27 protein-coding genes are annotated in these 24,856 nt (G+C 46.1%); 16 read left to right on the top strand and 11 right to left on the bottom strand.

Annotated elements, in window-relative coordinates:
- Window positions 1–2: 2 nt before the first annotated feature.
- From ICV36_RS03840 to ICV36_RS03880, 9 genes are all read right to left on the bottom strand, one after another.
- Window positions 3–563, bottom strand: a complete 561-nt coding sequence (locus tag ICV36_RS03840) for an NUDIX hydrolase (protein WP_215401240.1) — start codon at window positions 561–563, stop codon at window positions 3–5.
- Window positions 564–572: 9 nt separating this feature from the next.
- Window positions 573–2,399: a bifunctional chorismate-binding protein/class IV aminotransferase gene (locus ICV36_RS03845; RefSeq protein WP_215401241.1), complete on the bottom strand. Its 1,827-nt coding sequence runs from the start codon at window positions 2,397–2,399 to the stop codon at window positions 573–575.
- Between the two features lie 24 nt (window positions 2,400–2,423).
- A complete protein-coding gene (locus tag ICV36_RS03850; protein WP_215401242.1) occupies window positions 2,424–2,999 on the bottom strand; it encodes a peptidylprolyl isomerase in 576 nt (191 codons plus the stop codon).
- 70 nt (window positions 3,000–3,069) lie between these two features.
- Window positions 3,070–3,696, bottom strand: coding sequence for a 2-hydroxychromene-2-carboxylate isomerase (locus tag ICV36_RS03855; RefSeq protein WP_215401243.1), 627 nt, complete (start codon window positions 3,694–3,696; stop codon window positions 3,070–3,072).
- 25 nt (window positions 3,697–3,721) lie between these two features.
- Entirely contained in the window at window positions 3,722–5,035 is a 1,314-nt protein-coding gene (locus tag ICV36_RS03860) for a replication-associated recombination protein A (RefSeq protein WP_215401245.1), read from the bottom strand.
- A 4-nt stretch (window positions 5,036–5,039) separates the two neighbouring features.
- The gene (locus ICV36_RS03865) at window positions 5,040–5,534 is read right to left on the bottom strand and encodes a DUF3429 domain-containing protein (RefSeq protein ID WP_251375075.1); all 495 of its coding nucleotides are present in this window, start codon (window positions 5,532–5,534) and stop codon (window positions 5,040–5,042) included.
- A gap of 36 nt (window positions 5,535–5,570) precedes the next feature.
- Entirely contained in the window at window positions 5,571–6,425 is an 855-nt protein-coding gene (locus ICV36_RS03870) for a 3-hydroxybutyryl-CoA dehydrogenase (protein WP_215401246.1), read from the bottom strand.
- A gap of 1 nt (window position 6,426) precedes the next feature.
- The gene (locus ICV36_RS03875; RefSeq protein WP_215401248.1) at window positions 6,427–7,155 is read right to left on the bottom strand and encodes a glutathione binding-like protein; all 729 of its coding nucleotides are present in this window, start codon (window positions 7,153–7,155) and stop codon (window positions 6,427–6,429) included.
- An 8-nt stretch (window positions 7,156–7,163) separates the two neighbouring features.
- Entirely contained in the window at window positions 7,164–8,360 is a 1,197-nt protein-coding gene (locus tag ICV36_RS03880; RefSeq protein ID WP_215401249.1) for a pyridoxal phosphate-dependent aminotransferase, read from the bottom strand.
- Window positions 8,361–8,444: 84 nt separating this feature from the next.
- Between ICV36_RS03880 and yaaA the strand changes: the two genes are divergently transcribed.
- Together yaaA and ICV36_RS03890 are read left to right on the top strand one after the other, a co-directional pair.
- The gene (yaaA, locus tag ICV36_RS03885) at window positions 8,445–9,221 is read left to right on the top strand and encodes a peroxide stress protein YaaA (protein ID WP_215401250.1); all 777 of its coding nucleotides are present in this window, start codon (window positions 8,445–8,447) and stop codon (window positions 9,219–9,221) included.
- Window positions 9,221–10,432, top strand: coding sequence for a DUF2863 family protein (locus ICV36_RS03890; RefSeq protein ID WP_215401252.1), 1,212 nt, complete (start codon window positions 9,221–9,223; stop codon window positions 10,430–10,432). Before yaaA ends, ICV36_RS03890 begins: the two co-directional genes overlap by 1 nt.
- 119 nt (window positions 10,433–10,551) lie before the next feature.
- On the opposite strand, the gene ICV36_RS03895 is transcribed toward ICV36_RS03890, so the two are convergent.
- Window positions 10,552–10,926, bottom strand: a complete 375-nt coding sequence (locus tag ICV36_RS03895) for a hypothetical protein (RefSeq protein ID WP_215401253.1) — start codon at window positions 10,924–10,926, stop codon at window positions 10,552–10,554.
- A gap of 21 nt (window positions 10,927–10,947) precedes the next feature.
- Window positions 10,948–11,937 carry a malate dehydrogenase gene (locus ICV36_RS03900; RefSeq protein ID WP_215401257.1) on the bottom strand — a complete coding sequence of 330 codons (990 nt, stop codon included), beginning with the start codon at window positions 11,935–11,937 and terminating at the stop codon, window positions 10,948–10,950.
- Between the two features lie 167 nt (window positions 11,938–12,104).
- On the opposite strand from ICV36_RS03900, the gene ICV36_RS03905 reads away from it, so the two are divergent.
- The 14 genes from ICV36_RS03905 (at window position 12,105) to truA (ending at window position 24,854) form a co-directional block, all read left to right on the top strand.
- Window positions 12,105–12,833 carry a GntR family transcriptional regulator gene (locus ICV36_RS03905; protein ID WP_251375124.1) on the top strand — a complete coding sequence of 243 codons (729 nt, stop codon included), beginning with the start codon at window positions 12,105–12,107 and terminating at the stop codon, window positions 12,831–12,833.
- A 145-nt stretch (window positions 12,834–12,978) separates the two neighbouring features.
- The gene (gene sdhC, locus ICV36_RS03910; protein ID WP_215401259.1) at window positions 12,979–13,398 is read left to right on the top strand and encodes a succinate dehydrogenase, cytochrome b556 subunit; all 420 of its coding nucleotides are present in this window, start codon (window positions 12,979–12,981) and stop codon (window positions 13,396–13,398) included.
- Window positions 13,399–13,422: 24 nt separating this feature from the next.
- Window positions 13,423–13,788, top strand: a complete 366-nt coding sequence (gene sdhD / locus ICV36_RS03915) for a succinate dehydrogenase, hydrophobic membrane anchor protein (protein WP_215401260.1) — start codon at window positions 13,423–13,425, stop codon at window positions 13,786–13,788.
- Window positions 13,789–13,792: 4 nt separating this feature from the next.
- Window positions 13,793–15,571, top strand: coding sequence for a succinate dehydrogenase flavoprotein subunit (gene sdhA, locus ICV36_RS03920; protein WP_215401262.1), 1,779 nt, complete (start codon window positions 13,793–13,795; stop codon window positions 15,569–15,571).
- Window positions 15,572–15,587: 16 nt separating this feature from the next.
- Complete coding sequence (locus tag ICV36_RS03925) at window positions 15,588–16,292, top strand: succinate dehydrogenase iron-sulfur subunit (protein ID WP_215401263.1); 705 nt, start codon at window positions 15,588–15,590, stop codon at window positions 16,290–16,292.
- A complete protein-coding gene (locus tag ICV36_RS03930) occupies window positions 16,289–16,558 on the top strand; it encodes a succinate dehydrogenase assembly factor 2 (RefSeq protein ID WP_215401264.1) in 270 nt (89 codons plus the stop codon). Before ICV36_RS03925 ends, ICV36_RS03930 begins: the two co-directional genes overlap by 4 nt.
- 81 nt (window positions 16,559–16,639) lie before the next feature.
- A complete protein-coding gene (gltA, locus tag ICV36_RS03935; RefSeq protein ID WP_215401266.1) occupies window positions 16,640–17,953 on the top strand; it encodes a citrate synthase in 1,314 nt (437 codons plus the stop codon).
- Window positions 17,954–17,970: 17 nt separating this feature from the next.
- The gene (gene leuC, locus ICV36_RS03940) at window positions 17,971–19,380 is read left to right on the top strand and encodes a 3-isopropylmalate dehydratase large subunit (protein WP_215401267.1); all 1,410 of its coding nucleotides are present in this window, start codon (window positions 17,971–17,973) and stop codon (window positions 19,378–19,380) included.
- A 12-nt stretch (window positions 19,381–19,392) separates the two neighbouring features.
- Window positions 19,393–19,599: a hypothetical protein gene (locus ICV36_RS03945; RefSeq protein WP_215401268.1), complete on the top strand. Its 207-nt coding sequence runs from the start codon at window positions 19,393–19,395 to the stop codon at window positions 19,597–19,599.
- 45 nt (window positions 19,600–19,644) lie between these two features.
- Window positions 19,645–20,292, top strand: a complete 648-nt coding sequence (gene leuD, locus ICV36_RS03950) for a 3-isopropylmalate dehydratase small subunit (RefSeq protein ID WP_215401269.1) — start codon at window positions 19,645–19,647, stop codon at window positions 20,290–20,292.
- A 23-nt stretch (window positions 20,293–20,315) separates the two neighbouring features.
- Window positions 20,316–21,386: a 3-isopropylmalate dehydrogenase gene (leuB, locus tag ICV36_RS03955; RefSeq protein WP_215401270.1), complete on the top strand. Its 1,071-nt coding sequence runs from the start codon at window positions 20,316–20,318 to the stop codon at window positions 21,384–21,386.
- Between the two features lie 59 nt (window positions 21,387–21,445).
- A complete protein-coding gene (asd, locus tag ICV36_RS03960) occupies window positions 21,446–22,603 on the top strand; it encodes an aspartate-semialdehyde dehydrogenase (RefSeq protein WP_215401271.1) in 1,158 nt (385 codons plus the stop codon).
- A gap of 10 nt (window positions 22,604–22,613) precedes the next feature.
- On the top strand, window positions 22,614–24,011 hold the full coding sequence (locus ICV36_RS03965; RefSeq protein ID WP_215401273.1) for a FimV/HubP family polar landmark protein: 1,398 nt from the start codon (window positions 22,614–22,616) through the stop codon (window positions 24,009–24,011).
- On the top strand, window positions 24,012–24,854 hold the full coding sequence (gene truA, locus ICV36_RS03970; protein WP_215401275.1) for a tRNA pseudouridine(38-40) synthase TruA: 843 nt from the start codon (window positions 24,012–24,014) through the stop codon (window positions 24,852–24,854).
- Window positions 24,855–24,856: the final 2 nt, after the last annotated feature.

Here is a 24,856-nt window from a genome sequence, read left to right on the forward strand (position 1 = left end):
ACTCAAATGCGTTCAGATGGCAAAACATCGCGACTGCGAACATGAAATTCTTTCCCAGACTCCAAAAGGCCGGCAGCGCGATCTGCAAAGAACCATTCGAGAGTTTGCTTAACAGTGGGGAAGGCTAACTCACTCCATGGAATCTCATCTTCATGAAAAAGTGCAACCTCTAGACTTTCTTCGCCGGCAGAAAACTCTGGCGTTTGCATCGTAGCAAGGTAAAACAGGTGTACCTGCTCTGCATGAGGTACGTTTAATAATGAGTAAAGCGGGCCAATCTCTACTGTGGCACCTGCTTCTTCTAAAGTTTCACGTGCAGCGCCATGACTGGTGCTTTCGCCTAATTCCATAAATCCTGCCGGGAGCGTCCAAAATCCATAGCGTGGCTCGATTGCACGTCGACACAAGAGAATTTGATTCCCAAACACCGGGATGCTGCCCACAACGTTGCGGGGATTTTGATAATGAATGCTGCCACAGGCATCGCAGACATGACGCTCTCGAGAATCATCCGCTGGAATTTTGATTGTCAATACAGCGGCACAGTTAGGGCAAAACTTCATACTGACTTTCTAAAAATAGGCCTTGATGGCGCCTCGCAGGGCATTGCTAAGAATAATCTCTTCTGCCATTGCAACATCATCAATAGTCAGGTTTGCTTCGCGGGCATTCATAGTAGGGTCAGCCAGTAGGGCTGCACGCATGACTCCAGGTAGAAGTCCCGCCGAAAGCGGTGGGGTAAGCCACTCAGCACTACCTTGAGGTTTGATAAAAATGCTAGTTCTACCACCCTCAGTGACAAAGCATTGCTCATTTAAGAATACAGCGTCAAAACCCCCGAGCTTTACAGCTTCTTGCCAGGCCTGATCGTATAGGGCACGGTTGCTAATTTTGTGGCGCAACAAAGGATCCCCTGAAAACATCGTGGTGTTGCCCTCAAGAATGTCTTTGGCCCAAAATATTTTGACGGGATCCATTATTTGGTGAATGGCAGTAGTTGCAACAGAAAGCTCTCCATGAGGCGCAAGATCAAGTCTTAATCGATAGGACAAGTTTTTGTCTAGCGTTGCACAAGTGCTCGCAATGAAGTTCTTGGCAGCCTCGGGATTGAAAGTCATCCTCAAGGAGCGGGCAGAAGCTTGCATCCGATCTAGATGTTCCTGTAACCGCAGTGCCTCACCATGAGATATCGCAATCGTTTCAAACAAACCTGTTGCGCTTGGTAGATCCATGAGAAAAGCCGATTTAATGCGGCACTCTTGCCACTCTTGGGTGGCATCGGAATCATTGGTAATGCCAGCGCCGATACCTAAGGTGAAAGCAGATTCGTGTGACTGACTATTTTCGGCAATCTCAACGGTGCGAATCGGTACGCTAAAAGCAAAATCACCGTTGGGATCAAGCCAACCCAAGGCGCCACAGTAATAGCCGCGATCTTTAGGCTCTAGTTCCTGAATAATTTCCATGCTACGTTTTTTTGGCGCTCCCGTGACGGAGCCGCAGGGAAAGACTGCATTAAAAACATCAAACAGACCAACATCTGGTTTGATTTGGCCTTGTACGGTGGAAGTCATTTGCAATACATCACCATGTCTGGCGACTTGGAATAAGTTTGGAACAGAGACGGTTCCCGGCAAAGAGATGCGACTTAGATCATTGCGCAGTAAGTCCACAATCATGACATTCTCTGCTTGATTCTTTGGGTCATCAGATAGGGCGCTCGCTACTGTCGATAAAGCGCTAGCAGTACCCTTCATCGGCATCGCTTTTAATGTGTCTCCATCACGCGCTATAAACAACTCAGGAGACTGGGACAATAAAAAATTACCTTGATGCTCTATGTAAGCGCCAAATCTTCCAGGCTGTCGATCTCTTAAGCGCTTATATAGAGCGAGTGGTGCGCCATATATATTGCCCGTGATCCGATAGGTGTGATTAATTTGATAGGTATCACCGCTTCGAATGTATTCCTGAATTGCATCAATATCCGCAGCAAAACGATCCTCAGATGTAGATTCGTGAACATTAACTACACCAGCGCTTCGCTGTGACTCGTCAAATAAGGCAATTTTTTCTGCAATGAAATGATCAACTTCTTGCTTGGAGAGTTTTTTGAAGCTCGCGAAAGACCAAGCTTCAATTAATGGATGGGGATCTGTGGATAAATTGGCTCTTTGGGGAAGATGATGAATTTGCCTGCCGAGTTCATAAGCAAAAGCACCGACAACGAATTGGCCGCTCGAGAGTGCTGTGGAAATTTCAGCAAAGCACTTTTGTGTAGTTGCTAAATCAACAGCTTGATCACCACTTGGGGTGACGCACCAGTACTGGTGCGTATTTTCATAGAGACGACTAGTCGGTGAGGCTGCGGTGCTTTGCGCATCGTCAAGCAAAATCATCGCAGCTTACCTAGGAATGTCTACTTACTTCAGAATCGTAGCGGATTCGATGGTGACAGTCTTGCTTGGTACATCCGCCATCCTACCCATACGGGGTGCTGGTGCAACCATCGTTGGTATCTTGCGAATGGCATCAATGGTTTGTGTGCCAGAGATTACTTTGCCAAATACGGTGTAGCCATTACCCATGGCATTGGGATAGTCCAGGCCAGCATTATCTTTTACGTTGATAAAGAACTGTGATGTTGCGGAATCAGGATCAGACGTGCGAGCCATCGCAATCGTGTAGGCATTGTTTTTTAAACCGTTTTGCGCCTCGGAAACCACTGGAGCATTGGTTGGCTTTTGATTCAAATCTGCAGTAAAGCCACCGCCTTGGATCATAAAACCATCAATCACGCGATGAAAGATCGTGCCGTTATAAAAACCGCTCTTTACATAATTTAAGAAGTTGGCAGTTGTTTTGGGTGCCTTCACATCATCGAGCTCCACTACGAAATTACCCATAGTGGTCTTGAATTCAACTTTTGGCCCCGCAGAGGCGGCTTGGCTGGTAAAGCAAGAAATGGCAACAACTAGCGTGGCAAATAGCTTGCGCATGAGAACTCCTTAATAAAATAACTTGTTAGATTGTATTGCTCAATATTACGGGTAAACCGGCCTGGAGTTATCAATTTAGCCCATTGGGTACATTGCCGGCATAGGCATAAGAGGCCTCTGAAAACATGCCAGGTCTAGCAAGGTAATCCAAGGTCCAGTCAATGGTATCGACACCCCAAAAGCAATGCTGGTTCACGATAAGAGCGGGCACTCCAAATGCGCCATCTGCTCTAGCTTGATTGGTATTGGCAATCAACTTAGCCTTTACTTCTGGATCTTCAGGTTTGGGTGTGTCTGCAGACAAGCCTAGGTAAGTGCAAAATTCTGGCCAAGATAGATTGGGATCTTTGCCTTCAACCCAAACATAATCAAAAGCGCACCCAACCATCTGCCAATCGGCATTCTGTTCAACCAACAGTCGTTGTGCAGCAACAGTCATAAATGGGTGATGCTCAGGAAAGCGAAAAGGGATACCAAGCTTTTCTGCTTGCCAAACGCAAAACTGATAGGTGTGTGGGCGTTTCGCTGCCACTTCGCCAGGCCCCTTGTTATCAGAGGCTCTAAGCAGACCACCCAACAATATTGGCACTGGCCTAATATCCAGCTTCTTTTCTAGGCGCTGTCGTTGCTTGATGTAAAGATAAGCAAAGGGGGAGACGATATCGTAATAGAAAGTGGCTGCAGTCTTTGTACTCATATCACCTTATTTTTTATCTCGCGATTTATTTTTTTTGATGCTCTTTATCAAGCTTTCTTAAGAAAGCCATCTTCTCTTTAATCTGAGACTCTAGACCGCGTTCAACGGGTTCATACCAATGCGGCTCTTTCATACCCTCTGGTAAGTAGGATTCACCAGCAGCATACCCATGTGGTTCATCATGTGCATAGCGATATGCTTTGCCATGACCAAGCTCTTTCATCAGTTTGGTCGGCGCATTGCGTAGATGATTGGGAACGGGTTTGGATTGATCATTTGCCACATAAGCGCGCGCAGCATTAAAGGCCTTATAGCTGGCATTACTCTTAGAGGCTACCGCAAGATAAACCACCGCTTGTCCGAGTGCCAGCTCACCCTCGGGGGAGCCCAATCTTTCATAGGTCTGCGCTGCGTCATTGGCTAATTGCATCGCCCTGGGGTCTGCTAGACCTATATCTTCCCAGGCCATACGAATGATGCGTCTGGCCAGATAGCGTGGGTCTGCACCACCATCAAGCATGCGACAAAACCAATACAAAGCTGCATCGGGATTGGACCCACGCACTGATTTATGTAGAGCAGAGATTTGATCGTAGAAATGATCGCCACCTTTATCAAAGCGTCGTGCTTGTGCGCTCAAAGAATTTTCGATAAATGGTTGATTCACCACTGTCACTTCAGCATTAGGTGTCAGTACTGCATTGTGCACTTGCTCAACTAAATTCAGAAGTCGTCGTGCATCACCATCAGCATTGGAGATGAGGGTGTCAATCGCATCAGATTCAAATTGCACTTCAGGCATTGCATGCTGATGTGCACGCTCAAAGAGCAGTTTTAACTCTTCTGGGGTTAACGACTTCAGTACGTAGACCTGAGCGCGTGATAGCAGTGCTGAGTTCACCTCGAATGAGGGGTTCTCGGTGGTGGCGCCAATAAAGGTAAATAAGCCTGATTCCACATGGGGTAGCAGGGCATCTTGTTGGCTTTTATTAAAGCGGTGGATCTCGTCGACGAACAAGATTGTTTGTTTGCCATACTGATCCATGTTTTGCTGGGCTTGATCAATAGCTTCACGAATTTCTTTAACGCCAGCCAATACTGCAGAGATAGCTATGAACTCACGATCAAATGCTTTCGCCGAGAGACGTGCTAGCGTAGTTTTACCAACGCCTGGCGGACCCCACAAAATCATTGAGTGAGGCTTACCTGAGGCAAACGCAAGGTTTAGTGGTTTGCCGTTCGCCAGTAGATGAGTCTGCCCAATGACTTCCTCAATCGTTTTTGGACGCAAGGATTCCGCTAGGGGCGGAGGCGGTGCGTTATCAAAAAGATTGCCCATTACATCATGCTTGAATAAATAGAATGACTAAGGATGCCCATGTTAAGCATCCAGCAGCAATATACGTTAAGCGGTTGCGCATGGTCATGAATGCTGAGCGGGTTGCTTCATCTGAAAAATAGTATTGATAGGTATTCTGATCAATATTGCGCTGAATCACTAAGGTGGAAGCCAAAATAAGCAAGCCAACAGGTATATAGATATGCAGCGCTACCCAGGCAACTAAGGCTGGAATAACCCCCCAGATCCAAGCATTACGGTCTTCCCAGCGATCACCCGCAGGGGCTTTACCCAGTAAGTGTAAGTTCGCACCCCAATGTAAGGCACCCATAAAGGATGTAATGACAGCCCCGTAGCCTGCCAAAGACTCGGCACTTAAGTAGTTAACGGGCGTTGGTGCTAGTTGCACCAACAGGGCTAAGCCAATGAATGGAATGAGGCCAGCATAGCCAAGTTTGCGTACGAGAGGAGAGATGGGATTCACAATTAAGGGATTCACAATGAAGTCTTCACAGTTGATGAGGTATGAATCAAGTTATTTGTCGTAGCTATAAACGCCACGGCCAGTTTTGCGGCCGAGATATCCTGCTGCAACCATTTCGCGAAGAAGTGGGCAAGGACGGTATTTAGAGTCGCTAAAGTTTTCAAAATAGACTTCCATTACTGCTAAGCAAGTATCAAGACCAATCAGATCTGCTAAAGCGAGTGGCCCAATCGGTTGGTTACAGCCTAACTTCATACCGGCATCAATATCTTCTGGGCTAGCAAGCCCCTCTGACAAAACAAAAAATGCTTCGTTAATCATCGGCAACAAAATGCGATTAACTACAAAGCCTGGTGAGTTTTTAACGGTGATTGGCTCTTTGCCAACACGCTTAGCCATTTCAATGATGGCGGCATGGGTAGCATCGCTAGTTTGCAGACCGCGGATCACTTCCACCAAAGCCATCAGGGGCGGTGGGTTAAAGAAGTGCATGCCAATAAAGCGGGCAGGGTTGGAATCGAGTGCTGCAAGTTTGGTAATAGATAGCGAGGAAGTATTGGTAGCAATGATGGTGTCTTTGCTGACAATCTCATCCACCTGCTTCAGAATCTTTTCTTTAACTGCTTGATTCTCAGTGGCGGCTTCAATCACCAAACCTAATCCCTTGAAATCCTCATAAGATGTGCTGCCTTTGATGCGCTTAAGTGCCGCATCTTTTGCCTCAACCGTTAAGGTTTCTTTTTTGACGAGACGATCTAGGCTCTTGCTAATTTGTTCAAGCCCACGTTGTACAGCGGCCTCGCTAATGTCAACCATAACTACATCAAGGCCTGCAACCGCACAGACTTGAGCAATTCCGTTGCCCATAGTGCCTGCGCCAATGACGCCTACTGATTGAATACTCATCTTATTTCCTTTTTTGATACTGGGTTGAACCAAATAACTGCTCTCTAGCCTTGTCATCATGCAAGGGTTTACGTAATGCTGTTAATACTTCGCAACCGCGCTTTACTGCTGGTCGCTTACCAATCTTTTCAAACCATTTTTTGAAATGCGGATACTCATGGATATCAATGCCTTGATTTTTCCAGTTGCGAGTCCATGGATAAATTGCAATATCCGCTATCGAATAGGATTTGCCTGCGATATAAGGATTATCTTGCAGTTGCCTATCCAATACCCCATAAATACGTTTGGCTTCATTAGTGTAGCGATTGATGGCGTATTCGATTTTCTCAGGTGCGTAGAGGCGGAAGTGGTGGTTTTGCCCAAGCATAGGGCCAAGACCACCCATTTGGAACATGAGCCATTGCAGTACTTCGTACTTGCCACGGGTATCTTGGGGTAGGAACTTGCCAGTTTTGCCTGCCAAATACAGAAGAATTGCGCCGGACTCAAAAAGGCTAATGGGTTTGCCATCCGGACCATTGGGGTCGACGATTGCTGGAATCTTGTTATTCGGGCTAATTTTTAAAAAGGCTTTGGCGAATTGATCTCCTGCGCCAATATCAATCGGGTGTGCGAGCCACTCTTTCCCCAAACGATAGCCACATTCTTCCAACATGATATGAACCTTGTGACCATTTGGTGTGGGCCAGCTATATACATCGATTACGCTAGGTTTCTGGTTAGCCATATTGTCCTCTATAAAGTTTGTAAACGCTGTAGTGCTTGAGACAGGGTTTGTTCTTGCTTTGCAAAACAAAAACGAATCACGCCAGACTCGGTAGATTGCTCATAAAAAGCGGAGACTGGAATAGCGGCAACCCCAATTTCAGTTGTTAACCATTTACAAAAGTCAGCCTCATTAAATTTTGCCTGGGGAATATCTAATGCCGAGTAGTCAACACACTGAAAATAAGTGCCTGGAGTAGGTAGTAATTTAAATTTAGTCTTATCTAATCCTGCTTTGAAAAAATCTCGCTTTGCTTGATAAAAGGCGGGAAGATTTAAATAGTGTTCAGCGTTCGATAGATAACAAGCTAGGCCATATTGCATCGGCGTATTGACAGTGAAGACATTGAACTGATGAACTTTGCGAAACTCCTTAGTCAATGCAGGCGGGGCGGCTACATAGCCCACCTTCCAGCCCGTGACATGATAGGTCTTGCCAAAGCTTGAAATCAGAAAACTCCTAGCGGCCAGTTCTGGGTGAGAAGCAACGCTGTGATGCTTTGCGCCGTCATAAACCATGTGTTCATAGACTTCATCACTCAAGATTAATGCGGAAGTATCTCGCACTAAATCTGCGAGCTGATCTAAGTCCGCCTTACTCCAAATCATCCCGGTAGGGTTGTGTGGAGTATTGATAATGATCAATCGGGTATTGGAATTGATTGCTTTTTTTAAGTTGTCCCAAGGAATTTCATAGGAAGCCACTTGCCCAGATTCATCGCGAACCACTTCCAAAGAGATGGCAACCGTTTTGCCGCCGGCCAATTCAATGGAAGGGCGATAGCTGTCATAAGCCGGCTCGATGATGATGACTTCATCACCAGGGCTAACGCAAGCGAGTATTGCCGTCAGAATACCTTGCGTTCCGCCTGCAGTAACTGTGATCTCAGCGTCAGGATCATAGTGATGGTTGTAAATGCGTTCAATCTTCTTGCTAATGCCATTACGTAACTCTGTAATGCCAATCATCGGCGGGTATTGATTGCGATCTGCCAGCATGGCAGCGTTTACTTCCTCAATCAGTTTTCGATCGCATGGAAAATCTGGAAAACCTTGCCCAAGATTAATTGCGTGATGCTCTGCAGCAAGAGCAGACATTACTGTAAAGATGGTGGTCCCAACCTTAGGTAGTCGACTTGGAAATAAAGGTGTTTTTTGTGGGCTCATGCGGGGAGGGGTAATGATTAGTCTTTTAAAGCGGATATATCCGGTAGTCGCTAGAATGGTAAAAATACATAAACAAATTGTGCCATGCTGATCGTTCTTTCACCTGCTAAATCCTTGGATTACAAGACCCCTGTTAAGGTCAAAGCACCAACCTTGCCTGAGTTTGTCTCAGAATCCGCAAAGCTGATTGCCGATCTCAAGAAATTGGCTCCACAAGATATCGCTAAATTAATGGGTTTATCTGATCAATTGGCTGCCCTGAATGTGGGTCGCTATCGGGATTGGTCCAAGAAATTCACCGAAGAAAACAGTAAACCAGCCATTTATGCTTTTGATGGCGATGTCTACGATGGCTTTGATGTCAAAACCCTAGATGCGAAGTCCGTAAAGTTTGCTCAAGACCATATCCGGATTTTGTCAGGCCTTTATGGCGCCCTTAAGCCATTGGATTTAATGCAGCCCTACCGCTTGGAGATGGGCACTGCACTCAAAAATGCCAGAGGAAAGGACCTTTATGCCTTTTGGGGGAATCGTGTCACGGATTCCATCAAGAGCGTTTTGGAAAAACAAAAGAAGCCTGTGCTGCTCAATTTGGCTTCTGAGGAGTATTTCAAGGTGCTTCAGCCTAAAGAGTTGGATTGCCAAATTATTTCTCCCGTATTTCAGGATGCTAAGGATGGTAAGTACAAGATTATTTCTTTTTATGCCAAGCGAGCTCGTGGCTTAATGGCTCGGTATGTTGTGGAAAATCGCATTACCGATCCAGCCGACTTGAAAGGTTTTAATCTGGACGGGTATAAATACTATGCCGCAGAATCGAAAGTAGATAAGCCAGTATTTAGAAGGGCAGAAAGAAAATAATGGCCGTACATCGTACTAAATCATCACAACGCAACTCTCCTGAAGTAGAGAAGTTGGTGGCCGATGCCATTTCTTTGGCAGCTTCTGGCAGTCAAATTGAAGATCGATTTTGGGAAGAGCGATTAAATGTCCGCTTGATGCGTCTTCTAAAGAGCCAGAATCAAAATGTAATCGATGCCGCCCTAGATCAAACCTTTCGAATTAACACGGTTGCCTTTGAAGTGCTTGCTGATATTGCAGAAACCTTGGCAGAGTCATTAAAGCTAGAGCATGAAGGGCAGGAGTGGGATGTGTTGTTATTGGCAATGCCGATTGTTGCTCACACGCGCTATCAAATTCCATCGGGCCCACTACCTGCCAATATTATTGAATCCACCGCACAAGCTTTGCATGCTGCAATCGCAGCAACGGATACCCGCTTAGCAATTGTTCCTTGGCTCTACAGCATTGATCAAATGCCCCATTCACATTGCCAAACTCGCATATTGACCGAAGCTTTAGCGACTGCCGCTATCTCTGGAAAAGAAGTCAAGCTTGAGTTGCGCGATATGTCAGAAACCATTGCTGTCTTAGCAGATCCACGTTTTATTATTGCGGCTTTAAGCGCACCAAGTGGTTCGCCGATTTTCCGCTGGCAGGCTGAGCCACCGGCGCGCCAAGAGCGTGGCGTAAGTTTGATTGGTTGGCAAAATGCAATGCAAGAGCCAATAGCTTCTTTAATGCCTGGGTGTGAGTTTGAGTTGTTATTGCCAGAAGCCTATTTCACAAATTGTCGCTTGGCGGATAAGCATGTGCGACCTTTGAGTATTCGTGCAGCGGTTAATTTCTTGGAAAGTGCTCTCGGAATATTGCCTGCAGGCTTATCGTGCGTAGTTGGTGCTTTTGGTGAAGAGCAGGCTGATGAGTATCGAATTTCGTTTAGTGCCAAAGGTTCCTCCGAGGTAATGTATGGGGTGATCTGGCCGTTATATGATCGTGAAAGTGTAGCCAGCGATGCCTTGAATGATCTTGCGGATGATGAGAGTCCAATCAAGAAGATTTGTGATGCCTTGCATGATGCTGGAGTGGATGATGTGTTCCGTCATGCCATGTTGTTTGATCCCGAGCTCTGTGATGACTGCGGTGCACCGTTATTCCCCGATCGCTCTGGTGAGGCTGTGCATGCTGAGATGCCGGATGATGCGCCATCACAGCAGCCCTTATTTCATTAGAGAAGAGATGAGATAAAAACGAAACAAAAAGAAATGAAACGAAACCAGACGAACAAGAAAAGCTAAGCAATAAAAAAGCCGCAATGAAGCGGCTTTTTTATTTGATGCAATCTCAGAAATTAATTCTGCACAAAAGGTTCCGCACCAGCAAACAAGTGGGGCAACTTACCAGCTTTCATTTCTGCTGTTTGGCAGAAATCGGCAAGACGCACACCTGCTTTAATGTTAAATAACATTGCTTTGTTGCCTAACACCACTAGGTCAAAACCAGAGTTGGTGTTCTTGTAACGCAAGCTGCCAGGTAGGGAGGTTTGGCGCTCTAAATCATATGATTTAGCTTCCCAAGTTAAGCGAACTTTTTCAGTGCTACCAGTAGTTTTGAACTGCTTGCTTTCCTGGCAAGTCCAAGTAATCACTTCTTCATTAGCGCTGGCGCTTGCAGTACCCAGAAGGCTTGCAAGTGCTACGCTAATGGCGAGAAGATTCTTTTTCATGTGCAAAATTTCCTAAGAGGATTAAGAGAGCAAGTGCTTAACGCCAGCTTGTTCTTCGAGCAATTCATTCAATGTGTGTGTCATGCGCTCACGGGAGAATGCATCGATTTCTAAACCTTCGATCATCTTGTATTCGCCGTTTTCGCAAACCACTGGGAAGCCATAAATTACTTCAGCAGGAATACCGTATTCACCTTTGGAAGGAATACCCATTGTTACCCACTTGCCGTTGGTACCCAGAACCCAATCATGAATGTGATCGATTGCCGCATTTGCTGCAGAGGCTGCAGAAGAAAGGCCACGAGCTTCAATGATGGCTGCGCCACGCTTACCAACAGTAGGAATAAATACGTCTTTGTTCCATGCTGCATCGTTAATGGCATCTTTAACAGACTTGCCGTCGATTGTTGCAAAGCGATAGTCTGGGTACATTGTTGGGCTGTGATTGCCCCATACAACCAATTTCTCAATATCAGCAACTGGCTTGTTCAACTTGTTAGCCAATTGTGAGAGCGCGCGGTTGTGATCAAGGCGTAACATTGCTGTGAAGTTCTTCGCAGGAATATCTGGGGCAGATTTCATGGCAATGTAAGCATTGGTATTTGCTGGGTTACCAACAACCAATACTTTTACAGTTTTCTTAGCAACGGCATTCAAGGCTTTGCCTTGTGCTGTGAAAATTTGTGCGTTAGCTGAGAGCAAATCTTTGCGCTCCATGCCAGGGCCACGTGGGCGTGCGCCAACTAAAAGTGCAACATCGATGTCTTTAAAAGCGGTCATTGGGTCAGAGTGCGCTGTCATTCCTGCCAAGAGTGGGAAAGCACAGTCTTCCAACTCCATCATGACGCCAGTTAAAGCTTTTTGAGCCTTTTCATCAGGAATCTCAAGTAATTGCAGGATTACGGGCTGATCTTTGCCCAAAAGGTCGCCATTGGCGATACGGAATAAAAGGGAATATCCGATTTGACCGGCTGCACCGGTTACGGCGACACGCATTGGGGCTTTTGCCATTACTAATAACTCCAGAAGAAGGTTAAGAGGGTTGATGAACGAAAACTTTTCTATTATCCATTCAAGTGTAGGGACTTTAGCTTTACACTGTCAATGATGTCTTATATAAGACTAGAATTACCAAGAATTTTATCCAATTGACGCGGCCTGGAGTTAATTTGTCTGATGTGACTTTGCCTATTGCCTCATTTAGCCCTCTGTATGAACAGATTAAGGCGATGATTTTGGCTAGTTTGCAAGCTTCGGAGTGGCTTCCGGGGGAGGTTATTCCCAGTGAAATGGAGCTTGCTGCCCGTTATGCGGTTAGTCAAGGCACTGTTCGCAAGGCGATTGATGAGCTTGCTGCCCAAAACTTGTTGGTCCGCCGCCAAGGGAAGGGCACTTTTGTGGCCACCCACCAAGAGGACGACTGGCAGTACCGTTTTCTGCGTTTGGCGCCAGATTCTGGTGAAAAATTTCACCTTACCAATCAATTTTTGACCTGCGAAGCTACAAAAGCGACTGCTTATGTAGCAGATTTGCTTAAATTAAAGGCAGGCGACCCCATCATTCACATTGACCGAGTTCAGAGCTTTGCAGGCAAACCCATTGTTTTTGAAGAGATTTTGCTACCTGGCACCCGTTTTAAAGGTTTGGATCTTGAGGCGCTGAATGCTTGGCATGGTCCGATGTATGCCTTTTATGAGGGGCAGTACGCCACACATATGGTTCGAGCTGAAGAAAAAATTAAAGCTGTAGCTGCTGACGAGGTCTTGGCCAAGCATTTGCATCTTGTGGTCGGTGCTCCGCTACTTTCTGTAGAGCGGGTGGCTTTTACCTACGGGAATAAACCAGTAGAAATTCGTCATGCTAGATACGACACTACAGAGCAGCATTACGAAAACAAATTGAACTAAGTTTCCAAGAGAGCCACATCAGTAAAAACCAGTAATTTGACCCTTTAAACGCCAAAAAATCCCCAACACCCCTAAGGTTTCCAATAGAATATGTTGCGATACAACAAAACCACACTGAACCTCCACCTAAAGATAGAGATTGCCCATGGTTGATTCACAGCAAAACGTTAAAAAAGACAGACCGGTTTATCGAAATATTGGTCTAGCCCAGTTAATTAAATACCGCCTTCCTTGGGCTGGTAAGGTGTCCATTCTTCACCGCATCAGTGGAGCAGCTTTGTTCCTCATGTTGCCATTTATTTTGTATCTCTTTGATCAGAGTCTTGCCTCTGAGTTGAGCTACCAAAAATTCCAGGCTTTTACAGGCAATATCTTGGTGAAAATTATTTGCCTTGGCTTGATTTGGTCTTTCTTGCACCACTTCTGTGCTGGTATCCGCTACCTCCTGCTTGATTTAGAAATCGGCGTCGAGAAGTCTGAAGCGAATCGTTCGGCCATAGTCGTATTGTTCGTTGGCATCGCTCTGACTGCAGTGGTGGGTCTCAAATTATTCGGCTTGTACTAAGCGCACAACATCTAAGGAAATTTCATGCCTATTTATCAAATTGGACCAAAGCGCTTAGTTGTAGGTGCGCACTACGGACTTAAAGAATGGATCATCCAACGCGTTACTGCGATAGTGATGGTGGTGTTCACGATTGTTTTGTTGGTTGACTACTGCATCACCGGCAGCGCCACCTATGAGGGTTGGTCTGGCTTGTTTAGCGGTCAAGTAATGAAGCTGTTGACACTGTTGGCCTTTATCAGCTTGTTCTACCACGCTTGGATTGGCGTGCGTGACATCTGGATGGATTACATCAAACCCGTCAGCATTCGTCTGACACTCCAAGTGTTGACCGTTTTGTATCTTGTAGCCTGTGCGGCCTATGCCGTTCAAATTTTGTGGAAAGTGTAATTCGATGACTGCAATTAAAAAATCATTGCCACGCCGCCGTTTTGATGCGGTGATCGTTGGAGCAGGTGGTTCTGGTATGCGCGCATCATTGCAGTTGGCTGAAGCCGGCTTGAATGTTGCTGTACTAACGAAAGTTTTCCCAACACGTTCACATACTGTTGCTGCACAAGGTGGTATCGGTGCTTCATTGGGCAATATGAGTGAAGACAATTGGCACTATCACTTCTATGACACCATCAAAGGATCTGACTGGTTAGGTGACCAAGACGTGATCGAATTTATGTGTCGTGAGGCTCCAAAAGTCGTTTATGAGTTAGAGCACTTTGGTATGCCGTTTGACCGTAATCCAGATGGCACGATTTATCAGCGCCCATTCGGTGGTCACACTGCAAACTATGGCGAGAAGCCAGTACAGCGTGCTTGCGCTGCTGCTGACCGTACTGGTCACGCAATGTTGCACACTTTGTATCAGCGTAACGTGCGTGCGAAAACCAACTTCTTTGTTGAATGGTTGGCGCTGGATTTGATTCGTGATGACGCTGGCGATGTTGTTGGTGTTACTGCTCTTGAAATGGAAACCGGTCAGGTTTACATCTTGGAAGCCAAGATTGTGATGTTGGCAACCGGTGGTGCGGGCCGTATTTGGGATGCATCGACTAACGCATTTATTAATACCGGCGACGGTATGGGCTTAGCGGCTCGCGCAGGTATCCCATTGGAAGACATGGAATTCTGGCAATTCCACCCAACTGGCGTTGCTGGTGCGGGTGTATTGTTGACAGAAGGCTGCCGCGGTGAAGGCGGCATCTTGCGCAATAAAGATGGTGAGCGTTTCATGGAACGTTATGCGCCAACTTTGAAAGATTTGGCTCCGCGCGATTTCGTATCTCGCTCCATGGACCAAGAAATTAAAGAAGGGCGCGGTTGTGGTCCAAACGGTGACTATGTTGTGCTCGATTTGACACACATTGGTGCCGATACCATCATGAAGCGTTTGCCTTCTGTTTATGAGATCGGTATTAACTTTGCTAACGTGGACGTTACTAAAGAGCCTATCCCAGTTGTACCAACTATTCACTATCAGATGGGCGGCATTCCGACCAACATTAATGGCCAAGTAGTTGTTCCAGGCAATGGCAAACACAATGAAGTTATCAATGGCTTGTATGCTATTGGTGAGTGCTCCTGCGTTTCTGTACACGGTGCTAACCGTTTGGGTACAAACTCATTGCTCGACCTTTTGGTATTCGGTCGTGCTGCTGGTAACCACATTGTTGGCCTGGATCTCAAGAATCGCGAATTCAAGCCATTGCCTGCGAATGCTGGTGAGCAAACCTTAGAGCGTATTGCGAAGTTGGATAACTCTACTTCTGGTGAATATGCGCAAGACGTAGCTAACGACATTCGTAAGTGCATGCAGAAATACGCTGGCGTGTTCCGCAATCAAGAATTGATGGACGAAGGTGTTCGTCAAATGGCGAAGTTGACAGAACGTGCTAAGAACTTATGGGTAAAAGACAAATCCGAAATTTTCAATACAGCACGTATTGAAGCTTTGGAAGTGGCTAACTTGGTTGAGACTGCAAATGCAACGATGACTTCTGCGGCAGCTCGCAAAGAAAGTCGTGGTGCTCACTCGCATGATGATCACCCACATCGTGATGATGACAACTGGATGAAACATACTCTTTGGTATAGCGAAGGCAATCGTTTGGATTACAAACCTGTCCAATTGAAACCATTGACTGTTGATTCAGTTCCTCCAAAAGAACGTACTTTCTAAGCAAGAGAGATAGAAGATGAGTGATATCCGTATATTCGAAATTTACCGCTACGATCCAGATGTCGATGCAGCTCCACGTATGCAGCGCTATGAGTTGGAGCTCACTGGCGAGCGTATGTTGTTGGACGCCTTAATTTCTTTGAAGAAGCAAGACGAAACCATTTCTTATCGTCGCTCATGCCGTGAGGGTGTGTGTGGTTCAGATGCGATGAACATCAATGGTAAGAACGGTTTAGCCTGTTTGACCAATATGTTGACTTTGCCTAAGGTCATCACATTGCGTCCATTACCTGGTTTGCCGGTAGTGCGTGATTTGATCGTCGACATGACATTGTTCTTTAAGCAATATTTATCCATCAAGCCTTATTTGGTAAACGACAATCCCGCTCCTGAAAAAGAGCGTCTGCAAAGTCCCGAAGAGCGCGAAGAACTGAATGGTTTGTATGAGTGCATCTTATGCGCCTCATGCTCAACTTCATGCCCATCTTTCTGGTGGAATCCAGATAAGTTCGTTGGTCCAGCTGGCTTGTTGCAGGCATATCGCTTTATTGCTGATAGCCGTGATGAAGATACAAATCAACGCTTGGACAACTTAGAGGATCCATACCGCTTATTCCGTTGTCACACAATCATGAACTGCGTGGATGTATGTCCTAAGCACTTGAATCCAACGAAAGCAATCGGCAAGATCAAGGAGTTGATGGTTCGTAGGGCAGTATGACCCTAGGTAATGCGGAGTTATATCGTTTAAAGAGCGATGCTCGCAGGGGCTTGCTAGAGAACGATTTAATTCTGCAGCGTTTCTTTGAGCGTTATGGTGCTCAGTTAAGCGTAGAAGATGGAAAGGTATTAAGCCAGTTATTAGCTTTAGATGACAACGACCTAATGGATTTATTGATAGGTCGCAAAGATTCTCTAGCCAGTCTGGAGAAAGAGATGCAGGCAGACTCTTTCAAGATGGTCCTAAAAAGGCTGAGAGAGAAGTAATCATCTTTTTGGTGCAGTAGCAGCATGAGTGCATGAGTGAATAGTGTATTAATCATAATTTTGAATGACTAAGGATTAGAAATGATTGAATCGGACATCAAGGCAAAACTCTCGTTTTCGGATGGAACACCAGATATTGATCTGCCAATTTACAAAGGGACAGTCGGCCCTGACGTAATTGACATTCGTAAGCTTTATGGTCAGACCGGCAAGTTCACCTACGATTCAGGCTTTCTTTCTACTGCGTCATGTAATAGCAAAATTACCTATATCGATGGCGATAAAGGCGAGCTGCTCTATCGCGGCTACCCAATCGAAGATTTAGCAAACAATTGTGATTTCTTAGAAGTTTGTTACCTCTTGATCAATGGTGAGCTGCCAAATGCCACCCAGAAAAAGGATTTTGATGCAATGGTCATGCACCACACCATGGTTCATGAGCAAATGCAATTCTTCTTGCGTGGCTTCCGTCGCGATGCTCATCCAATGTCAGTATTGACTGGTTTGGTTGGTGCAATGGCAGCCTTCTACCATGATGAGATCAATTACAGCGATCCGCATGCTCGTGAAGTAGCGCAAATTCGTTTGATTGCAAAGATGCCTACTTTGGTAGCGATGGCCTATAAATATTCAGTAGGACAACCATTTATCTATCCAGATAATTCCTTGTCTTACACCGCTAACTTTATGCGCATGATGTTTGCTACGCCATGTGAAGAGTACAAAGTAAACCCAGTATTGGTTCGTGCTTTAGATCGCATCTTCACATTGCATGCAGACCATGAGCAAAACGCATCTACTTCTACAGTGCGTTTGTGCGGCTCTTCTGGCACAAATCCTTTTGCTGCTATCTCTGCAGGTATTGCTTGTCTTTGGGGCCCAGCGCACGGTGGTGCAAATGAAGCCTGCTTGCAGATGCTCAATGAGATTCAAGCACAAGGTGGCGTAGAAAAGATTCATGAATTCATCGCTCAAGTTAAAGACAAGAACTCTAGTGTTCGCTTGATGGGCTTTGGACATCGCGTTTACAAGAACTTTGACCCACGCGCTAAATTGATGCGTGAAACTTGCTACGAAGTATTGAATGAACTAGGTCTTCAAGATGATCCATTGTTTAAGTTGGCAATGACGCTTGAGAAGATTGCTTTGGAAGACGACTATTTCGTCAGCCGTAAGCTTTATCCAAACGTAGACTTCTACTCTGGTATCGTGCAGCGTGCTTTAGGTATCCCGACAGAGATGTTTACCTGTATCTTTGCTTTAGCAAGAACTGTAGGCTGGATTGCTCAGTGGGAAGAAATGATTACTGATCCTGAGTACAAGATTGGACGTCCACGTCAGTTGTATGTTGGCGAAACAACACGCAAGGTTCCAAACATCACAGTTCGTAAATAAGGTTTTTAAGGTCACTCATGTCTCGTACGCTTTATGACAAATTGTGGGATGACCACGTTGTTTACTCTGAAGAGGATGGCACAGCCACGATTTATATTGATCGTCAGTTGCTTCATGAGGTAACCAGTCCTCAGGCATTTGAAGGTTTGAATTTGGCTGGTCGTCCTGTTTGGCGCATCTCCGCTAATTTAGCGGTCTCTGATCACAATGTGCCTACAACAGACCGATCTGAAGGTATTACTGATCCGATCTCCAAGCTACAAGTAGATACGCTGGATCAAAACTGCGATGCTTTTGGTATTACGCAATACAAGATGAATGATGCCCGTCAAGGGATTGTGCATGTCATCGGACCAGAGCAGGGCGCTACTTTGCCTGGTATGACAGTTGTATGCGGTGATTCTCATACGAGTACGCACGGTGCGTTTGGGGCTTTGGCATTTGGAATCGGCACATCCGAAGTTGAACATGTATTAGCTACCCAAACTTTGCTCATGAAAAAGAGCAAGAATATGCTGGTTAAGGTAGATGGTCGTTTACAGCCTGGTTCAACTGCGAAAGATATTGTGCTTGCTGTGATCGGCAAGATTGGGACTGCAGGCGGCACTGGTTACACCATTGAGTTTGCTGGCGAAGCGATTCGCAACCTTTCTATGGAAGGTCGCATGACACTTTGCAATATGGCCATTGAAGCAGGCGCTCGTGCCGGTTTAGTGGCTGTGGATGAAACCACGATTGAATACATTCAAGGTCGTCCATATGCGCCTAAGGGCCCTGCGATGTTGCAAGCATTGCAATACTGGAGAACTTTGCATTCAGATGCTGATGCTAAGTTTGATGCAGTAGTTGAATTGCGCGCAGAAGAAATTGCGCCACAGGTTACTTGGGGAACTTCTCCAGAAATGGTGCTTGCGATTAGTGAGCGTGTTCCTGATCCAGAGAGAGAACGTGATCCAAATAAGCGGGCTGCGATGGAGAGAGCATTGGAATATATGAATCTCAATCCAAATACCCCAATGAGCAGTATTGCAGTGGATAAGGTATTTATTGGTTCCTGTACAAATAGTCGCATTGAGGATATTCGTGCTGCAGCAAAAGTAGTCGATCGAATTGGCAAGAAGGTGGCATCTAACATTAAGTTGGCCTTGGTAGTTCCAGGCTCGGGTTTGGTAAAGGCGCAAGCAGAGCGAGAAGGTTTAGATCGCATATTCAAAGCCGCTGGCTTTGAATGGCGTGAGCCTGGATGCTCTATGTGTCTAGCAATGAATGCCGATCGCCTAGAGCCAGGAGAGCGCTGCGCTTCTACTTCTAACCGTAACTTTGAAGGTCGCCAAGGTAATGGCGGCCGCACACATTTGGTTAGTCCTGCAATGGCTGCTGCTGCTGCGATCGAAGGCCACTTCGTTGACGTACGCAAGATTTCATAAGGAAATAAATTAATGAAATTTTCTTCACTCTCTTTAATTTCTAGGCTGGCAATTGTTGGTGTCGCTGGGATGATTATTTCTGCATGTAGCAGCACCATGGAAGGCATGGGTAAAGATTTGCAGAACATGGGAGCTTCCATGGGCGGATCAAGCAATACACAGCAAAATAATCAATCCCAAACCAAGGGTAAGGATGTTGTTGTTACCCCAGTGAAGTAAATCAACAGCGTTAATTGAGTCAAAGTAAAAGAGTTAAATAGAATCATGGAAAAATTTACGGTATACAAAGGTTTAGTTGCTCCGCTTAATCGCGAGAACGTGGATACCGATGCCATTATTCCGAAACAGTTTTTGAAATCCATCAAGAAAACTGGCTTTGGCCAAAATTTATTTGATGAGTGGCGTTACTTAGATCATGGTGAGCCTGGTCAAGATTGCAGTACACGCCCGCTCAATCCAGATTTTGTCCTCAATCAACCACGCTACAAAGGTGCCGGAATTCTCCTGGCTCGCAAGAATTTTGGATGTGGCAGCTCACGCGAGCATGCTCCATGGGCATTGGATCAATTCGGCTTTAGGGCTGTGATTGCCCCCAGTTTTGCAGACATTTTCTATAACAACTGCTTCAAAAACGGTGTATTACCTATCGTTTTGACTGAAATGCAGGTGGATCACCTGTTTAACGAAACCCATGCATTTAATGGCTATCAGTTGACGATCGATCTCGAGGCCCAGCAGGTGATTACTTCTGATGGAACTGCCTATAGCTTTGATGTAGCTCCTTTTAGGAAGTATTGCCTCATCAATGGCTTAGACGATATTGGCTTAACCCTGCGCCATGCAGATAAAATCAAGGCTTATGAAGCTGAGCGCATTCTCAGAATGCCTTGGCTTGCGACACAATTGCCGTAATTTCGTTGATTTAAAGGCCTTTCATGAAAATTGCAGTTCTCCCGGGCGATGGTATCGGCCCGGAAATCGTTGCTCAAGCCGTTCGAGTGCTCCAAGCGCTTGGCCCAAAGTTTGATTTAGAAGAAGCTCCAGTAGGTGGTGCTGCCTATGACGTTGCTGGACATCCCTTACCACCAGCCACTTTAGAGCTCGCTAAAAAAGCAGATGCTATTTTGTTTGGTGCAGTCGGTGATTGGAAATACGATACGTTGGCGCGTGAACTGCGCCCTGAGCAAGCGATTCTGGGTTTGCGTAAGCATCTTGAGTTGTTTGCTAATTTCAGGCCTGCAATTTGTTATCCAGAACTGACTGCTGCATCCAGTCTGAAGCCAGAAATTATCGGTGGCTTAGATATTTTGATCGTGCGCGAGCTCAATGGCGATATCTACTTTGGTCAGCCGCGCGGCATTCGTACTTCAGAGTTGCCGCTATTCAAAGGTGCACGTGAAGGCTTTGACACTATGCACTACAGCGAGCCAGAAGTGGAGCGTATTGGTCGCGTAGCATTTGAAGCAGCGCGTAAGCGTGGTAAAAAAGTATGTAGCGTAGATAAAGCAAACGTTTTGGAAACTTCGCAGCTATGGCGTGAAGTGATGATCCGGGTTTCAAAAGATTATCCAGATGTTGAGTTATCCCATATGTATGTCGATAACGCTGCAATGCAATTGGTTAAGGCGCCTAAAGCGTTTGACGTTGTAGTGACCGGCAATCTCTTTGGTGATATCTTGTCTGATGAGGCTGCGATGTTGACTGGCTCGATTGGTATGTTGCCATCTGCATCCTTGGATAAGAACAACAAGGGCTTGTACGAGCCTAGTCACGGTTCAGCTCCAGATATTGCTGGCAAGGGTATCGCCAATCCATTGGCAACGATTTTGTCTGCAGCAATGATGCTACGTTATTCCTTGGGTATGCCTGCAGAAGCAGATCGCATCGAAAAAGCGGTACAAAAAGTATTGGCGCAAGGATTACGTACGGCTGATATTCATACTGAAGGCACTAAGAAAGTATCTACCATTGAAATGGGTGATGCTGTAGTTGCAGCACTTGCATAGTATTAAAAATAAACAAAATAAGAAACAACATAATCACATTTACTAGATAGTTAAACATCATGGCAAATTCAAAAACACCTTTGGTTGGTTTAGTTGGCTGGCGCGGAATGGTTGGCAGTGTTCTTATGGAGCGCATGCTTGCTGAGAAAGATTTCGATTTAATTGAGCCAGTATTTTTTAGTACCAGCCAAGCCGGTGGCGAAGTGCCGCTCCTCAATGGTCAAAAAGTCACTAAGGGCGAAAGCACTCTGCAAGACGCCAATGACATCAAAGCATTGTCTCGTTGCGACATCATTCTTACTTGCCAAGGTGGTGACTACACTAATGACATCTTCCCTAAGCTGCGTGCTGCAGGCTGGAATGGTCACTGGATTGATGCTGCTAGCGCATTGCGCATGAAAGATGACGCAGTATTGGTTTTAGACCCCGTTAATCGCCCGGTGATTGATAAAGCCTTGGCTGCTGGCGGCAAGAACTGGATCGGTGCTAATTGCACTGTGAGTTTGATGATGATGGCTATGGGTGGCTTGGTAAAGGCTGACATGGTTGAGTGGATCAGCGCGATGACTTACCAAGCTGCTTCTGGAGCGGGTGCACAGAATATGCGTGAGTTACTCCTGCAAATGGGTGCATTACGCGATAGCGTAGCTACTGAACTAGCTGACCCATCTTCATGGATTTTGGATATTGATCGCAAAGTTACTGAGACATTGCGCTCTGCTGATTTTCCGAAAAAGAATTTCCGTAATACTGCATTAGCGGGCAGCTTAATTCCTTGGATCGATGTGCCTGTTGAGAACGGTCAAACTAAGGAAGAGTGGAAGGGTGGCGCTGAGTTCAATAAGATCTTAGGACGTCCAGCATTCCGCACACCTGGTAGCATACCAATTGATGGTTTGTGTGTACGCGTGGGTGCGATGCGTTGCCACTCACAAGGTTTGACTGTAAAGCTCAAAAAAGATATTCCGCTCAAGGAGATCGAAGCAATTTTGGCTGCTGACAATCAGTGGGTCAAAGTCGTTCCAAATGATCGCGAAACAACTGAGCGTGACTTATCTCCTGCAGCCATCAGCGGCACATTGACTGTGCCTATTGGTCGTTTGCACAAGATGGCAATGGGCCCAGAGTACTTGGGGGCATTTACGGTTGGCGACCAACTCCTATGGGGTGCTGCTGAGCCATTGCGTCGTATGCTGCGCATCTTGCTAGAGAAATAATTTCGCCCTTATGTTTCGTATTGGCCAGTTGGGCTTAAAGCTACTTTGCATTGTTCTGCTTAGCTGGTCTTCATTTGCTAGCGCCATTTCTCTGGGTGCTCCACAGTTGCAATCTCGTCCCGGCGAGCCACTGCGGGTTGAGATTCCAATTCGGGTTGGTGCAGATGAGCAGGGTATCTTAACTAGTCTCAATGTGGCGATGCCGAATAAGGCCGCTTATGAGCGCCTAGGAATTTCTCAAAAGATTCTTGAGCTCAACCCACAGGCAATGGTTTACCGCAATCGCCAAGAGCAACTGATGGTATTGGTGGAGACTGTGAATTCAGTTCCGATGACGGATGATCCATTCCTGGATGTACTAGTAAACCTCAACTGGTCTAGCGGCAGCCTCACTAAAACATTTACATTGTTACTTGGCGACGTACAGAAGGTGACAGTGAAGCCCGGTCAAACATTGTCAGAAATTGCAGCCATCATTGCGCCTCAACTTGATGGCGCCACATTAGATCAAACCATGATGGCTTTGTATAAAGCCAATCCAGATGCCTTTGCGAGTGGCAGCATCAATCGTTTGGCTGCTGGTGCCGAATTGGCTAAGCCAAGCCAGGCCTTGCTACGTTCAATTAGTCCTGCAGAAGCAAATCAGTTTGTGGCTGATGCCAATGAGCAGTGGCGCGCAGAGCATGCTGAAAAAGAGGCGGGTTCTGGTAGCGGAAAGTCGGGCAATGCCAAAGCAGTGGAAGTTGCTCCAAAAGATCGTCTGAAGATTGGTTCAAGCACCGATGGTAATGAGCAAGAGCGTCGCTATACCGAAGAGTTAGTCGCTCAGGAGAAGATGCTTGAGCAAACCAAAGCACGTGTTGCCGAGTTAGAAAAGAATATTGCTGATCTACAAAAGCTTCTGGATAAGTCCAAAGAGAAGAAGGCAGTAGACAGTAACTTTGGTTTGGGTGGCTTTGGCCCAGCTATTTTGGCTATTGGGTTAATTGCGCTAACAGGCCTCCTCTTGTGGGGCTTAGCTCGTAATGCGCGTCGTTCAGAGACGCCAAGCTTTTCAGTGCAAACCCATCACACAGATAAAGAAGAGACGCATCAAGAAGAGAAGCCTGCAGCTGGAGTGCATTTTGAAATGCCAGCTCGCGCTAAGGCATTGTTCGAGGGAATTGATCTCGATTTATCGAAGCCCCCTAAAGAATCGCCTCCAGTGTTAAATGTGCCTGTTGCTAATCCTTTGGCGGATACTTTGCGTGTCAAGTTAAATCTCGCACGCGCCTACATTACGATTGAAGACTTTTCTGCTGCTAAAAAGTCGCTTGAAGAAGTTCTTCGTATGAGTAATTCGGTAGATCCAGCAATTACGATTGAGGCACAAGGATTGTTGGCGGAAATCGCGCATCGCAATACCTAAATGATGCGCATAGCCCTAGGCCTTCAATACGATGGCAGTCCATATTCTGGCTGGCAAACGCAGGTCAGTCACAATACAGTACAAGACGAATTAGAAAAGGCGATTTCTACATTTGTTGGTGAGCAAGCCTGCACAACGCAACCCATACAAACCATCACCGCTGGCAGAACGGATGCCGGTGTTCATGCCCTAGGCCAGGTTGTGCATTTTGATACCAATGTCGAGCGGGAGGATTTTTCCTGGGTTAGAGGGGTGAACTCCTTTCTGCCGCCATCGATTGTGGTGAATTGGGCAAAGTCAGTGAGCGATGAGTTCAGTGCGCGTTTTTCTGCTTATGAGCGTGAATATATTTACGCATTACAGGCAGGTCCATGTCGCTCGCCGATGTCTCATTTACGTGCTGGGTACTTAATGCTGCCACCAAATCAGTGGCTTGATGTAGATGCAATGAAAAAATCTGCAGAGTGTTTGATTGGCGAACATGACTTTAGTTCATTTCGATCATCTGAGTGTCAGAGCAAGACACCGATTAAAACAATTTACTCTATAGAGATTATTTCAGACCAGCCATGGTTGTATTTTCGGATTCGTGGCAATGCCTTCTTGCATCACATGATCCGTAATCTTGTCGGTTGCTTTTTGCAAATTGGCCAGGGTAGGCAAAAAGCCGAATGGATGGCCGAAGTCTTAGCTGCCAAGAATAGGAAAATTGCTGCCCCTACCTTTATGGCAGATGGCTTGTATTTGGCAAAAATTACCTACCCAGAAGCATTTGCCATCCCGCAGCCATGGCTAGAAAACTCTTGGCTGCCAGCTCAGGTCATCGGTAAGAGAGAGAAATAGCT

This window comes from Polynucleobacter sp. MWH-UH35A (assembly GCF_018687075.1).
Taxonomy (GTDB): Bacteria; Pseudomonadota; Gammaproteobacteria; order Burkholderiales; family Burkholderiaceae; genus Polynucleobacter.